The organism is Vibrio sp. Hal054 (assembly GCF_037162405.1).
Classification (GTDB): domain Bacteria; phylum Pseudomonadota; class Gammaproteobacteria; order Enterobacterales; family Vibrionaceae; genus Vibrio; species Vibrio diazotrophicus.
This window is the reverse complement of sequence record NZ_JARLUT010000001.1, coordinates 1,427,380-1,451,105: the sequence shown is the minus strand read 5'-3', so window position 1 is coordinate 1,451,105 and position 23,726 is coordinate 1,427,380. Positions and strand designations below refer to the sequence as shown.

At 42.8% G+C, this 23,726-nt stretch carries 20 protein-coding genes; 13 read left to right on the top strand and 7 right to left on the bottom strand.

Features of this window, described 5'->3' with window-relative positions:
• The first annotated feature begins 206 nt into the window (after positions 1-206).
• Positions 207-2,180: a tetratricopeptide repeat-containing diguanylate cyclase gene (locus tag P4S58_RS06675; RefSeq protein ID WP_337163296.1), complete on the top strand. Its 1,974-nt coding sequence runs from the start codon at positions 207-209 to the stop codon at positions 2,178-2,180.
• On the opposite strand, the gene queC is transcribed toward P4S58_RS06675, so the two are convergent.
• Both queC and queE read right to left on the bottom strand, forming a co-directional pair.
• Entirely contained in the window at positions 2,146-2,835 is a 690-nt protein-coding gene (gene queC, locus P4S58_RS06670; RefSeq protein WP_102968000.1) for a 7-cyano-7-deazaguanine synthase QueC, read from the bottom strand. The two genes, P4S58_RS06675 and queC, sit on opposite strands and share 35 nt — an antisense overlap.
• Before the next feature lie 11 nt (positions 2,836-2,846).
• On the bottom strand, positions 2,847-3,515 hold the full coding sequence (gene queE, locus P4S58_RS06665; protein ID WP_337163293.1) for a 7-carboxy-7-deazaguanine synthase QueE: 669 nt from the start codon (positions 3,513-3,515) through the stop codon (positions 2,847-2,849).
• Between the two features lie 241 nt (positions 3,516-3,756).
• On the opposite strand from queE, the gene yidA reads away from it, so the two are divergent.
• Positions 3,757-4,563, top strand: a complete 807-nt coding sequence (gene yidA, locus P4S58_RS06660; RefSeq protein ID WP_102966596.1) for a sugar-phosphatase — start codon at positions 3,757-3,759, stop codon at positions 4,561-4,563.
• A 114-nt stretch (positions 4,564-4,677) separates the two neighbouring features.
• Here the strand turns inward: yidA and P4S58_RS06655 are convergent, their stop codons facing one another.
• Positions 4,678-5,619 (bottom strand): precorrin-2 dehydrogenase/sirohydrochlorin ferrochelatase family protein, encoded by a 942-nt coding sequence (locus tag P4S58_RS06655; protein WP_102966597.1) that lies wholly within the window; start codon positions 5,617-5,619, stop codon positions 4,678-4,680.
• A gap of 457 nt (positions 5,620-6,076) precedes the next feature.
• Between P4S58_RS06655 and P4S58_RS06650 the strand changes: the two genes are divergently transcribed.
• The 6 genes from P4S58_RS06650 to P4S58_RS06625 all read left to right on the top strand — a co-directional run bounded on the left by P4S58_RS06650 (position 6,077) and on the right by P4S58_RS06625 (position 11,680).
• Positions 6,077-7,105 (top strand): amino acid ABC transporter substrate-binding protein, encoded by a 1,029-nt coding sequence (locus tag P4S58_RS06650; RefSeq protein ID WP_042482566.1) that lies wholly within the window; start codon positions 6,077-6,079, stop codon positions 7,103-7,105.
• Between the two features lie 68 nt (positions 7,106-7,173).
• Entirely contained in the window at positions 7,174-8,379 is a 1,206-nt protein-coding gene (locus tag P4S58_RS06645; RefSeq protein WP_102955056.1) for an amino acid ABC transporter permease, read from the top strand.
• A gap of 1 nt (position 8,380) precedes the next feature.
• Positions 8,381-9,478 carry an amino acid ABC transporter permease gene (locus P4S58_RS06640; RefSeq protein WP_042482572.1) on the top strand — a complete coding sequence of 366 codons (1,098 nt, stop codon included), beginning with the start codon at positions 8,381-8,383 and terminating at the stop codon, positions 9,476-9,478.
• A gap of 22 nt (positions 9,479-9,500) precedes the next feature.
• Positions 9,501-10,256, top strand: a complete 756-nt coding sequence (locus P4S58_RS06635) for an amino acid ABC transporter ATP-binding protein (protein ID WP_102955055.1) — start codon at positions 9,501-9,503, stop codon at positions 10,254-10,256.
• 309 nt (positions 10,257-10,565) lie between these two features.
• Positions 10,566-11,228 (top strand): Bax inhibitor-1/YccA family protein, encoded by a 663-nt coding sequence (locus P4S58_RS06630; RefSeq protein ID WP_042482578.1) that lies wholly within the window; start codon positions 10,566-10,568, stop codon positions 11,226-11,228.
• Positions 11,229-11,350: 122 nt separating this feature from the next.
• The gene (locus P4S58_RS06625) at positions 11,351-11,680 is read left to right on the top strand and encodes a TusE/DsrC/DsvC family sulfur relay protein (protein WP_337163285.1); all 330 of its coding nucleotides are present in this window, start codon (positions 11,351-11,353) and stop codon (positions 11,678-11,680) included.
• 58 nt (positions 11,681-11,738) lie between these two features.
• Here the strand turns inward: P4S58_RS06625 and yccX are convergent, their stop codons facing one another.
• On the bottom strand, positions 11,739-12,014 hold the full coding sequence (yccX, locus tag P4S58_RS06620; RefSeq protein ID WP_102955053.1) for an acylphosphatase: 276 nt from the start codon (positions 12,012-12,014) through the stop codon (positions 11,739-11,741).
• 222 nt (positions 12,015-12,236) lie between these two features.
• Here yccX and P4S58_RS06615 point away from each other — a divergent pair, with 222 nt between their 5' ends.
• Positions 12,237-13,430 (top strand): class I SAM-dependent methyltransferase, encoded by a 1,194-nt coding sequence (locus tag P4S58_RS06615; protein ID WP_337163283.1) that lies wholly within the window; start codon positions 12,237-12,239, stop codon positions 13,428-13,430.
• 62 nt (positions 13,431-13,492) lie between these two features.
• Here the strand turns inward: P4S58_RS06615 and P4S58_RS06610 are convergent, their stop codons facing one another.
• A complete protein-coding gene (locus tag P4S58_RS06610; RefSeq protein ID WP_337163282.1) occupies positions 13,493-16,390 on the bottom strand; it encodes a ligand-binding sensor domain-containing protein in 2,898 nt (965 codons plus the stop codon).
• 614 nt (positions 16,391-17,004) lie between these two features.
• Here P4S58_RS06610 and P4S58_RS06605 point away from each other — a divergent pair.
• Entirely contained in the window at positions 17,005-18,231 is a 1,227-nt protein-coding gene (locus P4S58_RS06605; protein WP_258006724.1) for a sensor domain-containing diguanylate cyclase, read from the top strand.
• A gap of 72 nt (positions 18,232-18,303) precedes the next feature.
• On the opposite strand, the gene P4S58_RS06600 is transcribed toward P4S58_RS06605, so the two are convergent.
• Complete coding sequence (locus P4S58_RS06600; RefSeq protein ID WP_337163281.1) at positions 18,304-19,131, bottom strand: DUF5718 family protein; 828 nt, start codon at positions 19,129-19,131, stop codon at positions 18,304-18,306.
• A 27-nt stretch (positions 19,132-19,158) separates the two neighbouring features.
• Positions 19,159-19,803, bottom strand: a complete 645-nt coding sequence (locus P4S58_RS06595) for a TetR family transcriptional regulator C-terminal domain-containing protein (protein ID WP_337163279.1) — start codon at positions 19,801-19,803, stop codon at positions 19,159-19,161.
• 261 nt (positions 19,804-20,064) lie between these two features.
• On the opposite strand from P4S58_RS06595, the gene P4S58_RS06590 reads away from it, so the two are divergent.
• The 3 genes from P4S58_RS06590 to P4S58_RS06580 are packed head-to-tail and all read left to right on the top strand — an operon-like array spanning position 20,065 to position 23,622.
• Complete coding sequence (locus P4S58_RS06590; RefSeq protein ID WP_337163277.1) at positions 20,065-21,594, top strand: ABC transporter ATP-binding protein; 1,530 nt, start codon at positions 20,065-20,067, stop codon at positions 21,592-21,594.
• Positions 21,587-22,693, top strand: coding sequence for an ABC transporter permease (locus P4S58_RS06585; RefSeq protein WP_102955044.1), 1,107 nt, complete (start codon positions 21,587-21,589; stop codon positions 22,691-22,693). The genes P4S58_RS06590 and P4S58_RS06585 overlap by 8 nt, the downstream gene beginning before the upstream one ends.
• Positions 22,693-23,622, top strand: a complete 930-nt coding sequence (locus P4S58_RS06580) for an ABC transporter permease (RefSeq protein ID WP_102942098.1) — start codon at positions 22,693-22,695, stop codon at positions 23,620-23,622. Before P4S58_RS06585 ends, P4S58_RS06580 begins: the two co-directional genes overlap by 1 nt.
• Positions 23,623-23,726: the final 104 nt, after the last annotated feature.

Here is a 23,726-nt window from a genome sequence, read left to right as displayed (position 1 = left end):
TTTTCAAATAGTGTTAGTAATTTCGAACCCACCCTTTTTTCTTGTGTTTAAGTTAACTGTTTGAAACTGATTTTGTCCTGAAAATGCAACTTATTTGGAGTGAACTTCGGCGCATTTCACAGATTATCATCTGGCAAAAATAACGAATTGAGAGCCTCTTTCCACAAGCATATAGTTGTCAGGTTCCTCAGCTTACAGTGCTTGAAATGCTTAATATTTACACTGCCATTCTTTTCTTCTCATTCTTTTTCTTCAACCCTATCAGCCAAGCGAGTGAAAGAGCTGAATGGGAAGCGGTGGTTAACAAAACCCTGAGTCGCAATCCCAACTCTGTGCTTCAACTTCTCAAGGACAGGTATACCTCACTCCCACCGAGTTCAGAAAAGCTCTACATAGCTAGCCGTATCCACGATTATATGACAAGGCATGGACTGCATTATTTCGGCAGTGACAACACCACTCAGCTTGCTTACAGCAAAGAAGAGAAACAATTTATAGAAGCGCTCAATAAAGAGGAAAACAAGCAATTCTTTGAAGCCGGTGAAATTTACCAAGAGCTCTATTCACGAATGAAGCAGCGACAAGATAGTGATGGCATTTTCTTGTTTGAGTACCATCTGTGCCGCTTGCTAAACCTGCAAGGGAACTATTTACACAGCCAAAACTTCTGCGACCAGCTTCAGCATTCACTCGAGCACAGCAGCAACCCTGTTCTACCTCGATACCGTGCTTTCATTGTTATAGCTAAGAATCTCGAACTTATCGGTGACTACAAAGGCGCTCTGGACTACTACAAACGTTTGTTAGACGAAATTCCAGAAGGAACGGACACCGCTGAAATATTCAATGATATCGGCCTGTTACTTTGTACTTTGGGACAATATCAACAAGCGCTAGAATATCTCTACCGTGCTCTGACCCTTCACATAGAAAACCATAACGACGATGGCATTGCACAAACAGAACACAGCTTGGGTGAGGTATATCATCACAAAGGGGAACTGCACCAAAGTATTGCCCACTTTAATAAAGCCCGTTTGATTCACCTGAAGAAGAACGATCTCAGAGGGTTGGCTTATGTTCATCTCGGTTTGGGTAAATCACATAATGAATTAGGTGCATTTCACGAAGGCATCAATGAGCTACTTAAAGGGCTAGACTACGCTATTCAATACAAAGATATCGGTTTAAAAAGCGACATCGTACTTGCACTGTCTAATTCCTATGTTCAGAAAAAGTATTACAGACAAGCCGAATATTACGGGTTAAAAGCGAAAACTCTTGCTGAAGAATCACAAAACGCCCGCACGCTAACACAAGCATTGCGTCAGTTAGCAAAGATTGCAGACAAGAGTGGAAAGTACGAGTTGGCGCTGTCGTATTACCGCGAATACGTTGAAAATGAGATTACTATTCGCGACCAAGAACACTTCAAAGCTTTGGAAGCTTTAGATCAATCGACATCTTCACTCCAACAAAAAAACTTAAGATCAGAACTGCTAACGCAGAATGAACAGCTAAACAACCATGTCAAGTTAATGAAGCAGGAACGACGTTACTTGCTGTTGCTTATTGTATTGTTGCTGCTATCCATCGCATATCTTGTTCACAAATCGGTGCATTTAAAAAGTAACCAGAAAATGGACGGCCTTACTGATGCCCTTCATCGAACAGTCTTCATTAATCATTTGAAAACAGTCGAAAAGCCTCAAACATTGGAAACCAGAAACGTGGTGATACTCTTTGATATCGACAATCTTAAATTGATTAATGACAGATACGGGTACGGAGTTGGCAACAAAGCTCTAAGGACAATCTCAAATATGATGAAAAAGTGTTTAAAGAAAGACGATTTCTGGGGGCGTTTGGGTGGCGATGAGTTTATTACTGTATTAACCAATGTAGATCAGTACGAAGTGCAGCAGCGAGTTGAATCGTTACATAAGGCACTAACCTCTAGGCCTTATTGGTATCACATTAATAAAGCAGGTAGTAAAAAGCCGCTGTATTTGTCCACCAGCTTTGCATTTATGGCAACGGCAGGACAAATCAGCGACTTCAATCAGCTTTATTCCGTCTTAGATCAGGCGTTATTCAAAACCAAACAAAAAGGACAAAACTGTATTTTCGATGCTTGCAGCGATTCTATTGATTGTTCTTTTGCTTTAAAGACTCAATAACAGCGGCGCGGTTATCCAAGTAATCGTTCAGCCCTGCCTTACGTAAATGACAGGCAGGACAATCACCACATCCGTCACCGATGATTCCGTTATAACATGTCAATGTTTCATTACGCACGAGATCAAGCGATTGGTATTGATCAGCCAATGCCCAAGTTTCGGCTTTATTTAACCACATAAGCGGAGTGCGGATTTCTAGCTCACGGTCCATCCCTTTGACAAGAGCACTGTTCATCGCTTTGATGAAATCGTTTCGGCAATCTGGATAACCTGAAAAATCGGTTTCACAAACACCCGTAATGACCGTTTGCGCGCCAATCTGATATGCGTAAATACCTGCTAGCGTTAAAAACAGAATGTTTCGACCAGGTACAAATGAGTTTGGAAGGCCGTTTTCCTGGAGTTCATGGGAAACTGGGATATCGTCACGCGTCAGTGAACTAATAGCGAGTTCATTAAGCAGACCAACGTCTAACACTTTGTGTGCAGTTACGCCTAACTTCTTGGTTAACGCTTGAGCCACTTCTATTTCAAGTTTGTGTCTCTGCCCATAATCGAAGGTAATGGCATGAACTTCATCAAACTCTTGTAGCGCTTGGACCAAACATGTCGTTGAATCCTGACCACCACTAAATACAACAACCGCTTTTTTCATGGGTAAATCCTTTAGGCAATACTGAGGTACTTATGTGTTTGAATAGACAGACGCCAGTTACGCGCTACGCAAGTATCTATACACAATTGTGTTGCTCTCGGCTTCTGACTAATAGGCTGCAGAGCAATCACGGTTGATTCGGGAACATTGGCAGACTGGAGCAACTGATCCAAGTTCTCAATATCTTTGTCTGTCGCAACTGGATGTTTAATCTCGTTCGCACGTAACAATGCCGATTCGATAACAGGTAGCTTACCTTTCATTGCCACTTTTGGTGACACTGTCACCCACGTATCTTTAGTTGCTTTTACTTCAAAGGTTCCGCTGGTCTCAATTTGGCATTGGCAGCCAATCTCTTCAAACGCCTGAGTAAGGGGGACTAAATCATAGATACAAGGCTCACCACCAGTAATAACAATATGCTTCGCTGTGTATCCCTGCGACTGATACATCGCAATGATCTGTTGTGCGGAAGCAGAGCACCAGTTTGGCGAGTCGCCAGTCTTTACAATAATCTGCTCGAAAGACTGCTGGTCGTGCTCATTGGTTTCCCAAGTCTGCTTAGTGTCACACCAAGCGCAACCCACAGGGCATTCTTGTAAACGAACGAAAACGGCAGGAACGCCTGTAAATACGCCCTCACCCTGTATCGTTTCAAACATTTCGTTAACTTTGTACAAAGTATTTTGCCTAATTCAAATTTCCGAAAAATCGCAGCCGCAGACCTTAATAGAAGGTCTGCTTCAGGTCAATTTAAAACCTCGCCTGAATCACAAAAATCATCATTGAACTAAATGAATTATCCGCATTCCGGCTCAAACTAATCATGCAATTTGTTTTGCTCTTTGCATCACAAACGAGCAAACTGTCATAAATTATAGATATTCTTTTCCGAATTAATTTAAGCATTCTAGGTATCACATGTACAAAATCATCGCCCTTGATATGGATGGCACTCTTCTTAATAGCCAAAAACAAATTACGCCACGCACAAAACAAGCTATTGCTCTGGCAAAAGAGCAAGGTGTACGAGTAGTTCTTGCTTCAGGTCGCCCAATTGATGGTATGCGTAGCAAACTTGAAGAGCTGGAATTAACCTCAGATCAAGATTATGTCCTTCACTACAATGGCTCAATGGTGCAAAACGTCGCGACTGGTGAAGTTATCTACAAGCAAATCATTGACGGCAAAGCCGCGAAAACCATCGCCAAATTGGCCGCTGAGCTAGGTGTAAATACGCATGCATTCAGCCAAGTTCACGGGCTTATAACTCCTCGTATCAGCGAATTCACAGAACTTGAGTCGAAAATCAACGACGGCTTAAAGATCACTGAGATGGACTTTTCTGAGCTAGAAGACGATCACCCTATCATCAAAACCATGATTGTCGCTGAACCAAGCCTGCTCTCTGAAGCGATCAAGAAAATCCCTGCACATTTGCATCAACAATTTACTGTGGTGCAAAGTGCCCCGCACTTTCTAGAGTTTTTGAACACACAAAGTAATAAAGGTGTGGGTGTTAAAGCGATTGCAGACCACCTTGGTGTGCCAGCAAGCCAAGTGATGTGTATGGGTGATGCTGAGAATGATCACCATATGATTGAGTACGCAGGAATGGGTATTGCGATGGCTAATGCGATGGAAGAAACCAAACGCATCGCAGATTACATCACGCTCAGTAACGATGAAGATGGCGTAGCGGCTGCTATCGAGAAATTTGTTCTGTAGCCATTTCTGGTAACATCCGCAACAAGATCAAAAAGGGCTGATTTCAATATATGAAGTCAGCCCTTTTCATTGATAGTGACTTTGAATAAAAACAGCTTATCCATGCCTACTCGGCTATTTCTTTTCACTGCCCGGCTTTATCACTCTTTGTTGACTGTGTAACAAAGAAAACTCTTGGGTTAGCTGAGAGACTAAGACACAAATTCGTTGCCTGTCCTTTTTCGCCTGTTTTAAACGCTCGCCCAATTGAGCAGAGCTTGAGAACTCTTCCCTTTCTGCATCTCGGCGACAAAGATCAATCACATCATATGAACAACCTTTTTCAAACAACACCAATTCTGCCTGTTGCATATATCGCATGGCTTTCATTGGCAGAAGTTCAACGTCGGAACCGTATTCTATCCATGTGACTTCACCGAGGTTTTCGATATCTTTTTCTAGAGTTGCGCGGTATAGAACTTCCAACTGTTCTCGCGAAGTTGCTTCTTTAACTTCTCTAATGGCAAAAAACATTTCCCAAAACTTGCGACGTAGATCAACTGTTGGCAGGCGCTCTTTAATCGAAGTTCGTTTAGAAGCACCAAACTCTGCGAGTAGACCTAAATTTTGCGGCAATACCGACTCTAAAGTTTCACGAACATTGCGCACAAGCACGGGGGACGCGCCTCCGCTTGAAATCGCTATCTGAATTCGGCCTCTATCTATCATCGAAGGGGTGATGAAATCGCAATAGGGTAAATCGTCCACCACATTGACTAAAACACCAATCTTTTTTGCATCTTTATGCACTTGGTGATTGAGGTCTGGGTTATCCGTAGTCGCCCATACCTGCACGAAGCGATTGCTTAAAACACTAGGCGAGTAGAAGTTCTGTATCCACTCACATTTCCCTTGTTCTACAAGCTTATACAGGTACTTAGCAATCTGAGGGGAAACGATAGTAACACGAGCACCAGCACGTAATAGAGCGTCAATTTTACGGCATGCAACCTCGCCTCCACCAACGACTAAAACAGCTTTATTTGAGAGATCCAGGAACAGAGGAAAATATTGCATTTAAATTTCATCACAATGTAAATAACTATTCGGTAATGCTAACAAAAAAGGTGCAATAAAATCACTAGCCAATACTCATCAAATAATTAATGACTAAATTTTAATCCATTATTAGATGATCATATAAGTTTCATTCGTTAACAGCATGTTAATATATCAAACATTCAGTCAATTATCCCGAAGACATCCTGTTGCACCAAGGGTGAGCCTAGTTGCACTATTTACATTGGCACAACATTTAGCCATTCTAAACCAAGCTTAGGTATGTGATTTCCCTCGAAAGTCTATTTAAATTATGTATTTGAGAAATCCAGAATTTATATCTACGCTTTTAAATAACTGATGAGAAGCACCTTAAAAGTGCAACCCATTAGGAAACTAACTATAAAACACAACATATATAAAGCTTGTATCAGGTGTCACCTGGTCAAACATGGATCATACAGGAAGGATACAAATGGCGAATAAACTCACACTTCTTGCCACAGTTGTAGCGGCATCTTCTGCCTTTGCAGCGACTTCAGCTTCAGCAGCAGAAAGTACTTTAGATAAAGTTATGGCTGCTGGTGTTTTGTCTTGTGGTGTAAGTACAGGTCTACCTGGCTTTTCTAACCCTAACTCTAAAGGCGAATGGGAAGGGATTGACGTAGAATACTGTCAAGCAGTTGCTGCAGCGGTTCTTGGCGACAAAACTAAAGTTAAATACGTACCACTTACTGCTAAAGAACGTTTTACAGCTCTACAATCTGGTGAGATAGATGTTTTATCTCGCAACACAACATGGACGCTACAACGTGATACAGCACTTGGTTTGAACTTCGTTGGTGTGAACTACTACGATGGTCAAGGCTTCATGGTTAAAAAAGATCTAGGTATTTCAAGCGCTAAAGAACTTGACGGTGCGTCAGTATGTGTACAATCAGGTACAACAACTGAGCTAAACCTAGCTGACTACTTCCGTGCAAGCGGTATGAGCTACAAACCAGTGGTATTTGATACAGCGGCACAAACCTCTAAAGGTTTCGACTCTGGTCGTTGTGACGTTCTAACTACAGACCAATCAGGTCTATACGCACTGCGTCTGAACTTAACAAATCCAGATTCAGCAGTAGTACTTCCAGAAATCATCTCTAAAGAGCCTCTAGGTCCAGTTGTTCGTCAAGACGACGACAAATGGTTCAACATTGCGAAATGGACTCTAAATGCGATGATCAACGCAGAAGAGTATGGCATCACATCTAAAAATGCAGACGAAATGCTGAAGTCTGACAACCCAGAAATCAAACGTATTCTTGGTGTTGACGGTCCAAAAGGTTCTGGCCTAGGCATTCGTGATGACTGGAGCTACCAAGTTGTTAAACAAGTTGGTAACTACGGTGAAAGCTTTGAACGTACTGTAGGTAAAGGCTCTCCACTCCAAATTGCACGTGGTGTAAACGCATTATGGAATGCGGGTGGCTTTATGTACGCTCCACCTATCCGTTAATAGATATCTAATTGAAATGGGCGGTCTAGGCCGCCCTTTGTCTAAATGGATAAAGAGGTTATCGCTGTATGAAGCCTACAAATAATTCAGTGCAAATGTCGGAATCAGCTCCGGCTAAAAGCACAAATCTTCTTTATAATCCCACTTTTCGCTCTGTCGTTTTTCAGTTCATAGCACTGGCTGCTCTCGCTTTATTCTTTTATACGATAATAAACAATGCACTGAATAACCTTAGCGCGCGAGGTATTGCAACTGGTTTTGATTTTCTGAGCCAACCTGCAGGTTTTGGGATTGGTTTGAGCCTAATTGAGTACAACGAAACCTTTTCGTACGGTCGTACGTTTGTGGTGGGTTTGCTTAACACAGCTCTTGTTTCATTCTTGGGTATTATCTTAGCAACCGTTATTGGTTTTGTTTTGGGTATCGCCCGACTCTCTTCAAACTGGCTAGTGAGTCGTTTAGCCGCCGTTTACATTGAGACCTTTCGAAATATCCCCCTACTTCTACAAATATTTTTCTGGTATGTGGCCGTGCTTCAAGCGCTACCGTCTGCCAGAGAAAGTATGAGCCTGGGCGAAGCTATATTTCTGAACGTTCGCGGTCTTTATTTCCCAGCGCCAGTTTTTGAAGCTGGAAGCGGCATTGTTGTTGCCTGCTTCATTGTTGGTGTCATTGCGACAATCAGTGTGGGTATCTGGGCCAAAAACAAACAGCGTTTGACTGGTCAACAAACACCTATGTTCCGTATCGGGTTAGGCTTGTGTGTTGGTTTACCACTGGTTGTTTATTTCATCATGGGCATGCCGATTTCTGCGGAATACCCAGTATTGAAAGGATTCAACTTCAAAGGCGGTATCAGTATTATTCCTGAACTCGCGGCATTGCTGTTAGCACTCAGTATCTATACAGCCTCCTTTATCGCTGAAATTGTTCGTTCTGGTATCAATGCAGTTAGCCATGGCCAAACTGAAGCGGCGATGTCTTTGGGGCTACCTCGCTCTAAGACTTTGAAACTGGTGGTTATTCCGCAAGCATTGCGAATCATCATTCCGCCTTTAACCAGTCAATTCTTGAACTTAACCAAGAACTCTTCACTTGCAATGGCGATTGGTTATCCAGACTTAGTTTCTGTGTTTGCTGGTACAACGTTGAACCAGACTGGTCAAGCAATTGAAATCATTGCAATGACCATGGGCGTTTACTTAACACTTAGCTTGCTCACATCACTATTTATGAACATTTACAACCACAAAGTAGCATTGGTGGAGAGATAAGATGAAAGTACATCAATTTCAACCAAGTCTCCCGCCGCCAGAAAATACCACTGGTGTCGTTGGCTGGTTTAGAAAGAACCTGTTTAACAGTCCGGCAAACTCCATTGTCACTGTCATTCTGGCGTATTTTGCCTTTATGGGACTTTGGAACGTTATCGATTGGGCGTTTATAAACGCTGACTGGGTGGGTGCCACTCGTGATGCTTGTAGCCGTGAAGGGGCATGTTGGGTATTTATTAGTGTACGTTGGCAACAATACATGTACGGCTTCTACCCTGAAGCTGAACTTTGGCGCCCTCGCTTATTCTTTATTACCTTAGCCATGTTCGTCGCTGCGATTGCTTACGATAAAACACCAAAAAGAACTTGGATCTGGCTGTTTTTCGTTAACATCTATCCATTCCTAATCGCTGGTTTGTTATACGGTGGCGTGTTTGGTTTAGAAGTCGTAGAGACACACAAATGGGGTGGCTTGTTAGTTACTCTTATCATTGCGTTAGTAGGTATTGTTGTATCTCTGCCAATCGGTGTGGTTCTGGCTTTGGGGCGTCGTTCTAATATGCCAATCATCCGCAGCCTATGTACGGTGTATATTGAAGTTTGGCGTGGTGTTCCGCTAATCACTGTCCTGTTCATGGCTTCCGTTATGCTACCTCTGTTCTTATCTGAAGGTTCTGAAACGGACAAACTCATCCGTGCTCTTATCGGTGTGGTGATGTTCAGCTCAGCCTACATGGCAGAAGTTATTCGTGGTGGTTTGCAGGCGATACCTAAGGGTCAGTATGAAGCAGCTGACGCACTCGGTCTGTCGTACTGGAAGAAAATGGGTTTAATCATTCTTCCGCAAGCACTGAAAATTACTATTCCATCTATCGTAAACACATTTATTGGCCTGTTTAAAGATACCAGTCTGGTTCTGATTATCGGTATGTTCGACGTACTTGGTATTGGTCAATCAGCAAACACCGACCCTGAATGGTTAGGTTTTGCTACAGAAAGTTACGTATTTGTCGCGTTAGTGTTCTGGGTGTTCTGTTTTAGCATGTCGAGATACTCGATATGGCTAGAAAACAAACTCCATACCGGTCACAAACGATAAACAATAATTCAGGGAACGTATTATGACGCAACAAACTGCAGAAGATTTCATGATTCAAATTAAGGACATGAACAAATGGTACGGTGAGTTTCACGTACTAAAAAACATCAACCTGGATGTTAAAAAAGGCGAAAAGATCGTTATTTGTGGCCCTTCAGGTTCTGGCAAATCAACCATGATTCGTTGTATCAACCACTTAGAAGAACACCAAAAAGGTCAGATTCTAGTGGCAGGCACAGAACTTACTGAAGACTTAAAAAACATCGAAGCGGTACGCCGTGAAGTCGGTATGTGTTTCCAGCACTTTAACCTCTTCCCTCACCTAACGGTTTTAGAGAACTGTACGCTTGCTCCTATTTGGGTAAAGAAAATGCCTAAAGACGAAGCTGAAGCGATTGCAATGAAGTATTTGAAGCGCGTTAAGATCCCAGACCAAGCAGACAAATACCCTGGTCAGCTTTCTGGTGGTCAACAACAACGTGTAGCTATTGCGCGTTCTCTATGTATGAACCCACAAGTGATGTTGTTCGATGAACCGACATCAGCACTTGACCCAGAAATGGTTCGCGAAGTACTAGACGTAATGGTTGAACTTGCTGGTGAAGGTATGACGATGCTTTGTGTAACTCACGAAATGGGTTTTGCAAAAGAAGTTGCTGACCGAGTGATCTTTATGGACGCAGGTGAAATCATTGAGGAAAACAATCCAAAAGATTTCTTTGAAAATCCGCAATCTGATCGCACACAAAACTTCTTAGCGCAGATTCTTCACCACTAATGCTTCACCAACAATCAGCGTGATTCATGCATATTTAAAGAGGCGATATCATCGCCTCTTTTTCTTTTGTAACTAATGGTTTATTTCCACAATAACTTACAAAAAAGTTCATCATTTAGTGTTAGTATTAACCCTGCTATAAACTAAGATGTACGGAAATATTGTGTTACAACTTGTCACGCTTATTTCGACGATTTTTGTTTATTATTTTTAATGTTAGTACAAGGCAGAGGCTTGAAAAACGGAACTATTAGCCTCATTAATGTCTATATAAACAAGAAACACCTTTCAATGAGGAAGAGTAAAAGTATGAACACTCCAATGTATTCTCGCACATCGTCTTATGACAGTGCTCTACAAACCAACAAAGTGCTAAGAAACACTTATGCGCTGCTTTCTATGACGCTTCTATGGTCGGCTGTGGTTGCTGGTGTTTCTATGGCGATGAACCTACCTCGTCCAGGTATCATCATCATGCTGGTTGGCTTCTACGGCTTGCTATTCTTAACAGAGAAGAACCGTAACAACAGCATGGGCCTTGTATTTACATTCCTATTTACAGGTTTCCTTGGCTACACCATCGGTCCAATTCTTAATATGTATATTGGCGCTGGTATGGGTGATGTGGTCCTAACTGCATTAGGCGGTACTGCGCTGGCGTTCATGGGTGCATCTGCATACGCACTGACAACTAAACGTGACCTATCATTCCTGAACGGCATGCTGTTGGCTGGTTTTGTTGTACTACTAGTCGGTATGGTTGCAAATATCTTCCTACAAATGCCAATGCTACACATGGCGATGAGCGGCCTATTTGTTCTGTTTTCAACAGGCGCAATCTTGCTAACTACTCAGCAAATTGTTCGCGGTGGTGAAACAAATTACATCTCAGCAACCATCACGCTATATGTTTCTATCTACAACTTGTTCATCAGCCTGCTAAGCATCCTTGGCATCATGAACGACGACTAATAAGTCTTCAAACTGATTGAATACAAGAGCCCGAGATTATCTCGGGCTTTTTTCTTCTTGAGCAAAGCCACTCCCTTCGCTACCCTATGCGCAATTAGTTAAACAACTCACTGTTAAACGCAATGTTTGAATACAACGGAAACACAATCGAAACTGACGCTCAGGGCTATCTGCTTAATTCAACGGAATGGGTTGAAGGCATGATGGACATCTTAGCTGAGCAAGAAGGCATTCAACTGACTGATGCACATATTGAAGTGGTACTTTTTGTTCGCAAATTCTACGAAGAGTTTAGTACTTCTCCAGCGATTCGAATGCTGGTAAAAGCGATGGAAAAAGAACACGGCCCTGAAAAAGGCAACAGTAAGTATCTATTTAAACTGTTCCCTAAAGGTCCGGCAAAACAGGCGACAAAAATAGCAGGGTTACCAAAACCGGCTAAGTGTCTTTAATCTTTCATTGAGTATCTCTTTCTGTAGGTCTCGCTTATTAGACTAGGCAAATATAGGCCTACAGAATTTCAAATCCACGGTAACTTTTCTCAATCGTGCAGGTTGTGCGTACGATTTTATCGACTACCGCCGTTCTCGGCCCCTCTTTTAACCATTCGTAAAATTCATCAACCTGCTCAACTGGGCCACAAGCGATTACCTCAACATCCCCATTGTTCAGGTTTTTAGCGTAACCCGTTAATCCAAGCTTTAATCCCTGATGAGAAGTGTGATAGCGAAACCCTACCCCCTGAACCACACCGGAAACAATAAATTTGTCGCACTTTGTCGCCATTCGAAATCTTCCCTATTTATCGACTTCCTTTAAGGATAGCCAATAGTTAGCTCATTGTTTTACCTAGCACTCACTATTGGATAATGATCTTATTTTCGAAACCAAGTTCGTTTGGAATTAGGCTCAGCTCACTCGATAACGAACATCATTAAGTCGAGTTGCTTTTCAAGCTCAGTTCCACGACAATACCCGACCTTTTCTATCATTCTTCAGAGTAGAGCAATGACTTCTGCAATCTATTTGGTCAAAGGCCGCGATAAATCATTACGTCGTAAACACCCATGGGTTTTCTCCCGTGGTATTCAACGCATCGAAGGTGAACCAAGTTTAGGTGAAACCGTCGATGTTTATTCAAACGACGGTCAGTGGTTAGCAAAAGCCGCCTACTCTCCGCATTCGCAAATTCGTGCTCGTGTTTGGAGCTTCGAGAAAGAAAAGATTGATAGCGCATTTTTCATCAAACGAATTCAACAAGCCCAAATGCTTCGTGACGATTTTATCGAACGTGATGGCTTAACTGGCTATCGTTTGATTGCAGCGGAATCTGATGGCCTGCCTGGTATTACTATCGACAAATACGATAACTACCTTGTGTGCCAGCTTCTGAGTGCAGGAGCCGAGTACCAAAAAGAAACGTTAGTTAAAGCCCTTAATACCTGTTTCCCTGAATGCCATATTTACGAGCGTTCTGACGTTGCTGTACGCAAAAAAGAAGGGTTGGAAGAACGTGTTGGTGTTCTTCATGGTGAATTGCCACCTAAGTCTGTTGTGATCGAAGAAAACGGTATCAAAATTAATGTTGATATCGTTAACGGCCATAAGACTGGTTTCTACCTTGACCAACGTGACAGCCGTTTCCAGTCAATGAAATATGTGAAAGACAAAGAAGTTCTTAACTGCTTCTCTTACACCGGTGGATTTGGCTTATACGCACTGAAAGGCGGAGCAAAACGCGTGATCAACGCTGACGTTTCTCAACCTGCTCTTGATACGGCCAAATTCAACGCAGAACTCAATGAATTTGATATATCGAAAAAACGTGCTGTATTCCTCAACGCAGACGTATTCAAACTACTTCGTGAATATCGCGATCAAGGTACTCAGTTTGATGTGGTTATTATGGACCCACCAAAGTTTGCGGAGTCAAAAGCTCAACTGAACGGTGCATGCCGTGGCTATAAAGACATCAACATGCTAGCGATGCAAATTTTAAAACCGGGCGGTACGCTGCTGACTTACTCATGTTCAGGTTTAATGGATCAAGCTCTGTTCCAAAAAATCATTGCGGATGCCGCTTTGGATGCTGGACGTGACGTGAAGTTCGTAGAGCGTTTTGAACAAGCCGCAGACCACCCAACAGATACCGCGTATCCAGAAGGTTTCTATCTTAAAGGGTTTGCGTGTAAGGTTTTCTGATAGCGGAAAACAAATAAGACACCATGTAAAACGGTCGCTAATTGCGACCGTTTTTTATTTCTTTAAACGCTTATTCTTTCAACTCTATTTCGGCCATTACGTTTTGCCTTCAGTAGTGCATGGTCTGCGAGTTTCAGCAGGTCTTCGTAATCTGAAAGATATTCACTACTTGAAACACCAATACTCACAGTGATCTTTAACTGCGAAGCTACATCGTCAAAGTTGTGTGCTTCTATTGCCGAACGTAAACGTTCTAAATAGTCGTCTGATTGATGAGTATCACTGACAAACAAAAGAGTAAACTCTTCTCCGCCCCATCTGGCCAGCAATGTATCCGACTCAATATGACGTTTCAGAATATCGACCACTTCCACAATGGCGTGATCACCTACTAAATGTGAATATTTGTCATTAATACGTTTAAAGTGGTCGATATCCAGTACCGCCAGTTGCAATACCTCTCCACTTTCTCTCGCCTTATCGAATAGCTCTTTAAGCTTTGAGTCAAATGCTCTTCGGTTGGCTAAACCTGTTAATTCATCTTCATGAGACAACTTTTCAAACATGGTCGCCTGAGAGCGTAACTCGTGCGTTTGAAGAGCGACTTGTTGCTTCAAGCGCAGCTCACTTCGCTTCAAGCTCTGAATGCGCCAGAAAACGCCGGAACCAATCAGCGCCAGTAACGAAAGAATGATAAAAACGATGACTTCTTTTCTCTGCCAAAATAGAGGTTCGACATCAAACTCATAAAGCACTTTGGCTTCAGTCCAATTACCATAAGGATAACGGGCGCTAACCAGAAACTTGTAGTGACCGGGACGTAAATTAGTGAACTCTGCGCTGCGAGTATTTCTGCGTTCAGACCATGTGTTATCAAATCCTTCCAACTTGGTACGATACTCTATTCGTTCAGACATCACATAACCCAATCCAACATAGTTAATGGATACTCTGCTCGTTCCGGCAGGCACTATAGGCATTGCTTCTGGGTTAATGTAATTCGAATCAAAACGAACAGACTGCAATACAAGAGGCAGTGGATTACTGCTTAAAGTATGAAGTTTATTGGGATGAATAGATGCCACACCTTTCGCTGTTGCGATATAAATTGAACCACTGCTGAGTTTTGCAGAAGCAGGGTTCGAACCGCCATTCGCTTGGCTACTTGCCATACCGTCAGTTTCATCAAAGTGCTCAAACACAATGCTTGATTCTTTTCCGTCGGCGACATCATGAGCTCTGTCGGCATTGATCTTCCAGATACCGCGATTACTCGACAGCCAGAAGTAGCCATCGTCATCCTTTTGAATCTGGAAAAACTTATCGATTGGCAATCCCTGAGGACGCCCAACAAGCGCAGAAGATTGGTCAGACAAACGATAGCGGACGATACCCCTGTCTGTCGCAATCCACACATATCCGGGTTCAATATAGAATCCAAAAGCATATTGAGCCTGTTCTAATTGGTCTAACTCCAAATTTTTGAACTTGTCGTTATCCCAATAGCCAACGCCCACTCCGGTACCAACCCAAATATGCCCCAACTCATCTTCAGCCAGTGCCATGACATAATCGTCACTAAGGCCATTTTGCTGAGTAAAGTGTTGCATTGTTCCGTCAGGCTGCTTCTTCATGACACCAAACGGAGTTCCTATCCAAAGATTGTGTTGACTGTCTTCTAAAATCGCTCGAACTTCGTTAGTCGGCAAACCTTCTTTATCGGTTAGAATCGGTTCAATCGACCCGTTATTCCATTTCATCAAGCCATTTTGATAAGTACCCACCCAAGCACCACCATCTGACGCGTTGGCCAAGCTCAATACCGATAAGGAAATATCATCATTTAAAGCAGGTTCTGGACAGCTCTGATTGATAATACTTAAGCCATTACTTGTACCCACTAAAAGCGTCTCATCGTCAATAGACAAAACCGTGCGAACATAATTGCCAACTAAGCCTTTATCTTGAGTAATAGACATAAAAGGCGCATTACGAAGGCGAATCAAACCTCCGTTAGTCCCAACCCAGATGCTACTTTCAATATCCTGATACCAAGAAAGCACACGATTATTCGGTAAGCCTTTACTGGCATCCAAAAACTCAAGAGTATTTTCCGTTAAACGTGCTAATCCTTTGTTGATGGTACCCAACCAGATGTTTCCAGCCGAATCCTGCTCGACAACCGTCACAACCGTGTTATTTATTCTCGGGTCAATCAGGGATAACTCTTTTCCATCATAGCGCCATGCTCCACGGTTTGTACCTAAAAGAAGATCGCCATTGTGGGATAGAGAAAGGTAGTAAACTTTATCAAACTGGGTAGTTTCAATTCTCGCAGAGGAATGCTCAGAAAGCTGGTACAAGCCTTTTTCAGTACCAGCAAATACCTCATTCGCACTGTTTTTGATCAGTCTGTAAGCGCCGATATTTTCTAGTATCCAGACACTTTCTCCATAGGATCCGTCCGCATTTTTTTGCCTGCGTACAACGCCCTGTCCTTCTATCGCCAGCCATTGATTGCCAGAGTGATCAATCAGTACATGGTTGACCATGCTCGGAGCCGCTGGCTGAGAATGCCAAGTAAAGCCCGTTCTGAAACTTAAGCTTCCTCTCGCACCTCCCACCCATAACGAATTGTTTTGGTCGGAAACCAAGGCGCGGGTACCCGAATCTAGCATATGTGTGATGGGACCACGGTCGAAAAGTCTAAACTCTAAACCGTTGTATCTTGCAACACCTTCCCATGTAGCAAACCAAAGATACCCATCCTGAGTTTGAGCAATCGCATTAATGCTGTTATGAGGTAAACCTTCTGTAGATGTCCAAGTATCAACGTAGTAATCAGAGAGTGAGTTGGGCGTCATAAGGCTCGCTTTTGCCCAAGCAAAGACAGGCGCAAGCACTCCCAAAATAATGAAAATAATAAAGCGACGGGTAGAAGAATATTGGGGAGAGATCATTTAACGTTTTACTTCCTTGTCTAGTAACGTTAATTACATCGAATTTAATAATACTTTACTCACTAGATATCACCACGCCTAATGAAAAAAGTCTATGAGAAGATACTGTTATAGTTGCAAATCTCACGAATGAACTGGTCGGATATCATTTAAAAACAATAACAATACAGATTTTCTGTTCTTGAACCGTTATAAAAATGCCAAAAACAATCTCGGTTGTTCTATCTAAATTACGAATCCTGATGCTTATAAGAAGCTAAGGTAATCCACAATTTTTTTACGAGTTACTTCACAAATATTTGCTCAAACTGTATATTTCATTCACAGCAAAAATATTTTTTAGCCATCAATTGATGCATTTATATAAATAGAACTATAAATATATTTGTAGCCAAAAATATATTTTGCTAATTGGTAGTTTTCGTTTCGAAGACGTATGCCTAGAAGATAAGTTACACAGCTTTTCAATACTCTGGATACATAACTACGTGTCATATAACAAGAAAACAGATTTCATTTTTGCCCTAATTTCCATTGCTTTTTTTGCGATTGCCACTCCAATTTCAATAGCGATAAAAAATCATTATGTCAGTTTGGAGTCGAAAAAAGTGGAAATGGTTGTTGCAAACAACATCTCTCTTGTGCGTTCCAACTTTGAAGCGTCCATTTTTATGGATACTTTTCTTGCTGATAGTTTGGCAACCTTAATCACCATTGATCCGGATGCCGCATTTAAAAAATGGGATGTTGTCGCAAGCCAGCTTCTGAGCAAATCTCAACACGTACGAAATGTGACCGCTTCACCGAACAATATCATTACCTATATCTATCCACTCGAAGGTAACGAGTCAGCGTTAGGTGTTGACCTATCACGTATACCTGAACAGTACAAAGCCATCCAATTAGCAAAGCAAAAACAACACATTTATATCGATGGTCCAGTCAATCTAGTACAAGGTGGACAAGGCCTGATTGCTCGCTATCCGATTTATTCAGATTTCCCATACAACAAAGCCTATTGGGGCACCGTAAGTGTGGTTATTGATTACAACAAGTTAATGACGTACAGCGGTATTTACGACATTTTTGATGCTGAAGTTGCAATTAGAAACATCACAAACACCCCAAAAGTGCTCTATGGTGATATCGAAATCTTTGATAACCCAGACATTCAGCATTTCATCAATTTACCTTATGGACGTTGGCAATTAGCGGCTAAATATAAACTCAGTGACAGTGCTCATCTGACATTCATTGAAAGAACAATTTTATCAATGGCCCTTATCTCGGTGAGTCTTATCTATGCGTTATTTTTCTTAATTTATAAGAACTATAAAACCATTCATAAAGCTGCGATGCAGGATGAGTTAACTCATCTTCCAAACCGACGTTACATTAAGAAATTGCTCAAGAAAATGTCCACCAAAAAAGAGGGCAATAGCTTTTTTACCCTGTTAAGCGTTGATGTTAACGACTTTAAGTTAGTAAACGACAATTATGGTCATGATGTAGGCGATAGATTCTTGCAATTCATCAGCATAAAGCTCCAAGAAAATGTTCGCAGTACAGATACAGTAGCAAGAATTGGTGGTGATGAGTTCCTTGTTATTTTGAACAACATCTACCTTCCAGAGAAGGTCAACAGCGTTACCCAATCGATTAAAAACAAAATCGAAAGTGAATCATTTTTCCACAACAACAAAGAAATCAAGCCAAGCTTAAGTATTGGTTACGCGATTTATAACGATAAAAACATCGATATTGAAACGCTGATCACTAAAGCTGACCACGCTATGTATCTCAACAAAAACGCTAATGCGTTTTCTAAAACGAGCATTTAACCCTCATAGAAAAGCGGCTTACCTGCATCAGATAAGCCGTTCTAAATATTCACTTTGACCAAGTGAACTACTTTATTGGCACTCTTGCCACAGCACCACGTGATTACGTTTCAACTTATGCACTTCTCCGCGTTCAACAAACGACTGAATCTCATCAAGATCAATACGTGTAGAGTCATATAACACCGCGCAAACTTTGTCTTTTGCACCAAGTTGATGGCATTCACCAAATGGTGTGTAGCGAGAAGAACCAAGAGAGATCAAAATACGTTCGGGATAACCCGCCTGACCTAATAACTCTTGAATAGAATGCAAAGCACCTTCGTTTTTCTGTCCATTGCTCTGACTGACTAGCCACGCGATTAACTGCTCGTAACTGTAGCTGTAATCACCCAATGAAACATCATTACAGCACAGGTTCCACTGTTCATTTCTGCCAAGAAAGCTGCAAAAGCGATACTTATCCAAGTCAGAATTTTTGCTGAAGTCTGCAAGTGGAATGACTTTACTTGCAATACCTTTAGACGCGGCGCCCCAGTTCTTCTTCTGAGCCAACTTATCTACCACAGCGTTGCGGTGAGTTGCATCATTAAACAAGGTCATCCCTTCAGCTTCAAAACCAAGCACTGACATCCCCAAATATTGTACCTTGGCAATCAGAGCAATCTCAGGCTCCATTTGCACTTTCGCAGAGGGATCAGTAGGTAACATGAGAACGTCAAATGAGTACGGATTCACGTTCAGATAAGCATCACTAGCACCAGCGACATAAAACGGAAATAACGCCTGTGGGCTTTGTGTATCAACGCTTCCCTGTAAACCCTTTTCTTCACCTGTTTGTTGCAGATGTCCTGCAAAATTTCCTGCTATTCCAATACCAAAGATAGGTATTTCAAACATTGGCTGACTCAAGTTTCCCTCACTTCCTTATGATGTTGTTAGCGCGATACCGCGGATGATAATGTTGACCAAGAAATTTTCTGCGTCTTCAAATTCACTTTCTGACATAGACGATCCTTTGATCAACTGAATCTCAGTATCAAAATCTGCATAGAATTGGGTTGAACTCCAAATCAAAAACAGCAGATACAAAGGCTCGACTGGCCGAATCAATCCTTTATCCACCCATGTCTGAATTACTGATGATTTACCCGCGGTCCACTCCACCACTGGGAACTGGATTTCATCTCGAATATTCGGCGCTCCTTGAATGATCTCCTGAGCAAAGATCTTCGATTCCTGCGGATGTGTACGGCTATAGCGCATTTTGCCAACAATATAAATCCTTAAAACCGCCTCTGGCGACATATTGGCAGCGTCTTCTGAAAAACCTTCATTCCATAAATTTAAAATGTCTCTCAGCAGAGCTTTATAAAGCCCTGCTTTCGACTTGAAGTAGTACAGAATGTTCGCTTTGGGTAAGTTGATTCTGTCCGCTATCGCTTGAACCGACGTTCCTTTATATCCATGTTTTACAAATTCATCAGCCGCCGCTTGCAGGATTAGCGTTTCGTTACGCCTGCGTATTTCTCCAGAAATAGAACGCTTGTGATGCGCAAGTTCAGTATCCAAAAGAACTCCTTTCGATTTAGGCTTATATTTAAAGTAATCAATGGATAGCCTGTTGTTGTCAAGTATCTATTTTTTGCACCATTTTCAACACTCTGCACCAATATAAAGCGAAGCAAATGAGAGTTCTCAATGCGAAGCCTTACGCTTGTTGATGTTGAACACTTGGTCAGGTTTTTGCATTTGGCTTTTATAAATTCAATAGAAGAACAAATAATTAAACCAAAATAGCCATAAAAATAATTGGAAAGGAATCTGCTCAACATGGACACACCACTACTCGAGCTGTGGAACATCAGTAAGTTCTTCCCCGGCGTCGTGGCCAATGACAAAGTAAATTTAAAACTCCATCAAGGAGAGATCCTTGCTCTGCTAGGGGAAAACGGCGCAGGAAAATCAACGCTAGTAAAAATGATATATGGCGTTAATAGCCCAAGTGAAGGCGCTATTATGTGGAATAACCACGAAGTCACGATCAACTCGCCAAACCAAGCAAGAGCGATGGGTATCGGCATGGTGTTTCAGCACTTTTCCGTTTTTGAAACACTCACCGTACTGGAAAACATTCAACTGGGTTTGGATAAGGAATTTCTCAACTCAGTTTCGGATTTACGCAAACTTATCATCGCCAAAAGTGAACAATACAAACTGCATGTAGATCCAGACAGATATGTACACAGTCTGAGTATCGGAGAGAGGCAGCGTGTTGAAATACTTCGTTGTTTGATTCAGGACGTTAAACTTTTAATCCTCGATGAGCCTACATCCGTGCTTGCGCCTCAAGAAATCGAAGGCTTGTTTGAAGTGCTTAACCAACTTTCGAGCGAAGGTTGCGCCATTTTGTTCATCAGCCACAAGCTTAAGGAAGTCACCTCTTTATGCCATCGCGCAGTGATTTTGCGTGGCGGAAAAGTTACGGGTGAATGTGACCCGAGCCAAGAGACACCAAACTCGATTGCACGAATGATGGTGGGTGATGAAACCCAGCTATCGGAAAGCTACCCAAAAACAGAAACCAGCGATGTCATTCTGCAAACAAACAATCTGACACTCTCTCCTTCTCACCCTTTCGGTTGTGGCCTAGAGAAAGTAAATCTGCGACTTCGCGCTGGCGAAATTTTCGGTCTCGCAGGTGTTGCTGGTAACGGTCAGGAAGATTTGCTTGCGGTCCTCAGTGGTGAAGACACGCGTAGCAACGCTGACAGCATTCAGTGGCAGGAGATCAACATTGGTGATTGGGACGCAGGTAAACGACGCGAGCTTGGTCTTGCCTATGTACCGGCAAACCGCCTTGGTCAGGGAGCCGTTCCCGAAATGAGTTTGGAAGAAAATACCCTGCTCACTCACTCTCGTGCACTAAGCTCTCGTGGTGTCATTAATTTTCCTAAGCTCAAACAACTTGCCAAGCAGCTTATCAGCAACAACCAAGTGAAATGCCGCAATGAAAACTCTCAAGCTAAGAGCCTTTCAGGCGGTAATTTACAGAAGTTTATTATGGGACGTGAAGTCGCTCAGCAACCCAAAGTTATTATTTGTGCGCATCCAACATGGGGCGTAGACATCGGCGCTGCGAGTGCAATTCATCGTCAGCTAATCGCATTGCGCGATGCTGGCACAGCGGTTCTTGTTGTCTCTGAAGATATCGACGAACTGTTTATTTTGTGTGACCGCCTAGCCGCAATTTATGAAGGCCAAGTGTCAGATGCAGTCAAAACCAGCAATACCTCTATCGATCAAATTGGGGAATGGATAGCCGGTGGTTTCGTTTCTCATGTGGAGGTCGCAAATGCTTAAGGTTCAACCTCGTTTAGAAAGCTCTAAGCTGATGTCTTGGCTTTCTCCATTCATCGCAGTAGCACTCACTATGGTTGTCTCCAGTCTGATGTTTGTCTGGTTAGATGTTGATCCGCTCAAAGCCTTTCAAGTGTTTGTCATCATGCCATTTTCTGACAGCTACAACTTAGGCGAGCTGCTGGTCAAATCCGCACCTCTGATGTTATGTGCGATTGGTTTGGCACTGTGTTACCGCGCAAACATGTGGAACATCGGCGCTGAAGGCCAACTCTTAATCGGTGCAGTAGCCAGCAGCGCGGTAGCGGTAACTGCTACTGACGATTCAGGCTTTGGTACCTTCCTGCTTACCGTTGGTGCTGGTGTTATCGCGGGTGCATTATGGGCAGGTATTCCCACTTGGCTAAACCGCCGTTTTCACACCAACATTATTCTTACCACCATCATGCTTAACTACATTGGCTTGTATATTCTGCTTTGGGCGGTGCATGGCCCGTTGCGTGATCCTTCAGGCTTTGGTTTTCCTGAATCGTCCATGTTTGTCGATGCGGTCATGATGTCACCTCTGACGGAATCTGGACGAGCAACCATGTCAATTGTGATTGCAGTGATCGTCGCAATAGCAGCAGGATTAATGCTGTTCAAAACATTGCCCGGTTTTAAGTTGCGAGTCATGGGTTCAGAGCGTGCAGCCGCAAAATACGCAGGTTTTTCAGAAAACAAATTGGTCTGGGGCGTGATGTTATTCGCGGGTGCAATGGCAGGACTTGCCGGCGCGGCAGAAGTGATGGGCCCAATTGGTCAGCTTGTTCCTTCGGTGTCACCCGGTTATGGCTATGCTGCGATTATTGTCGCTTATCTTGGCCGTTTGAATCCAATAGGCGTGATTATCGCTGCCCTGTTTATGGGTGCCCTTTACATGGGAAGTGACCTTGCACAGATTGAACTTAACCTGCCAACAGCCGTCACTGGTTTGTTCCAAGGCACTTTGCTCTTCTTCTTATTAGCGTGTGATTTTTTAATCTACTATCGATTCGTTCCGAATCGTTCTTTAAGCAAGAAAACCGCTAGTTCACTGGTTAATGAGAAAGGAGCCGCATAATGGATGCAATGCTAATTCAGTCGCTGTTTATCGCGGCACTAAAAACAGGTACCCCTTTGCTTATCATCGCTTTGGGCGAGTTAATTTGTGAGAAGACTGGGGTACTTAACCTTGGTCAGGAAGGCATGATGCTGATGGGTGCAATGGCTGGTTTTGCTGGCGCTATGGTCTCGGGCAGCTTGCTCGTCGGCGTCTTGGTTGCCATGTTCGCAGGTATGATGATGGCTTGGTTATTTGGCGTATTAACGCTAACACTTAGCTCAAATCAGGTGGCTACAGGTTTAGCACTGACCATCTTTGGAACAGGGCTTAGTGCGTTCTTAGGCGGAAGCTTAGTCGGTAGCACCATTCAAGGGTTTAAGCCAATCGCGATTCCCTTACTAAGTGATATTCCATTCTTTGGTCCGTTGCTGTTTAACCATGACATCTTGGTGTACGCGAGTTTTATTCTTGTCGGCACAGCTTGGTGGACGCTGCACAAAACACGTATTGGTCTTGTTATTCGCGCTGTGGGTGAAAACCCGCACTCGGCGAACGCATTAGGTATTAAAGTGATTAAAGTTCGTTACATGGTCACATTGCTTGGCGGAGCATTAGCAGGTCTTGCGGGAGCTTACATGTCGTTATCGTATACACCGATGTGGATGGAAAACATGACAGCGGGTCGCGGATGGATCGCGTTAGCACTGGTTGTGTTTGCTTCGTGGCGCATTGGTTATCTGGTGCTGGGTGCATACTTATTCGGTTTTACTTCCATCATGCATTTGATGATGCAGGGAGCAGGAATCGACATCTCTCCTAACCTGCTCGCGATGACCCCTTATGTAGCAACGGTCGTTGTCATGGTGTTACTGAGCTCGAATGAGTTGCGTCAGAAACTGGCAACGCCAATGAGTTTAGGCAAACCGTTCGATCCTAAACGTCAATAACAACAGATACAAATCAGCCCGCTTTTGCGGGCTTTCTGTTTGCTATATCGCTGCATTTATTCGAAAAGGCTTCTCTATTTAGCTGTATTTCCCCAAGCTTTTCA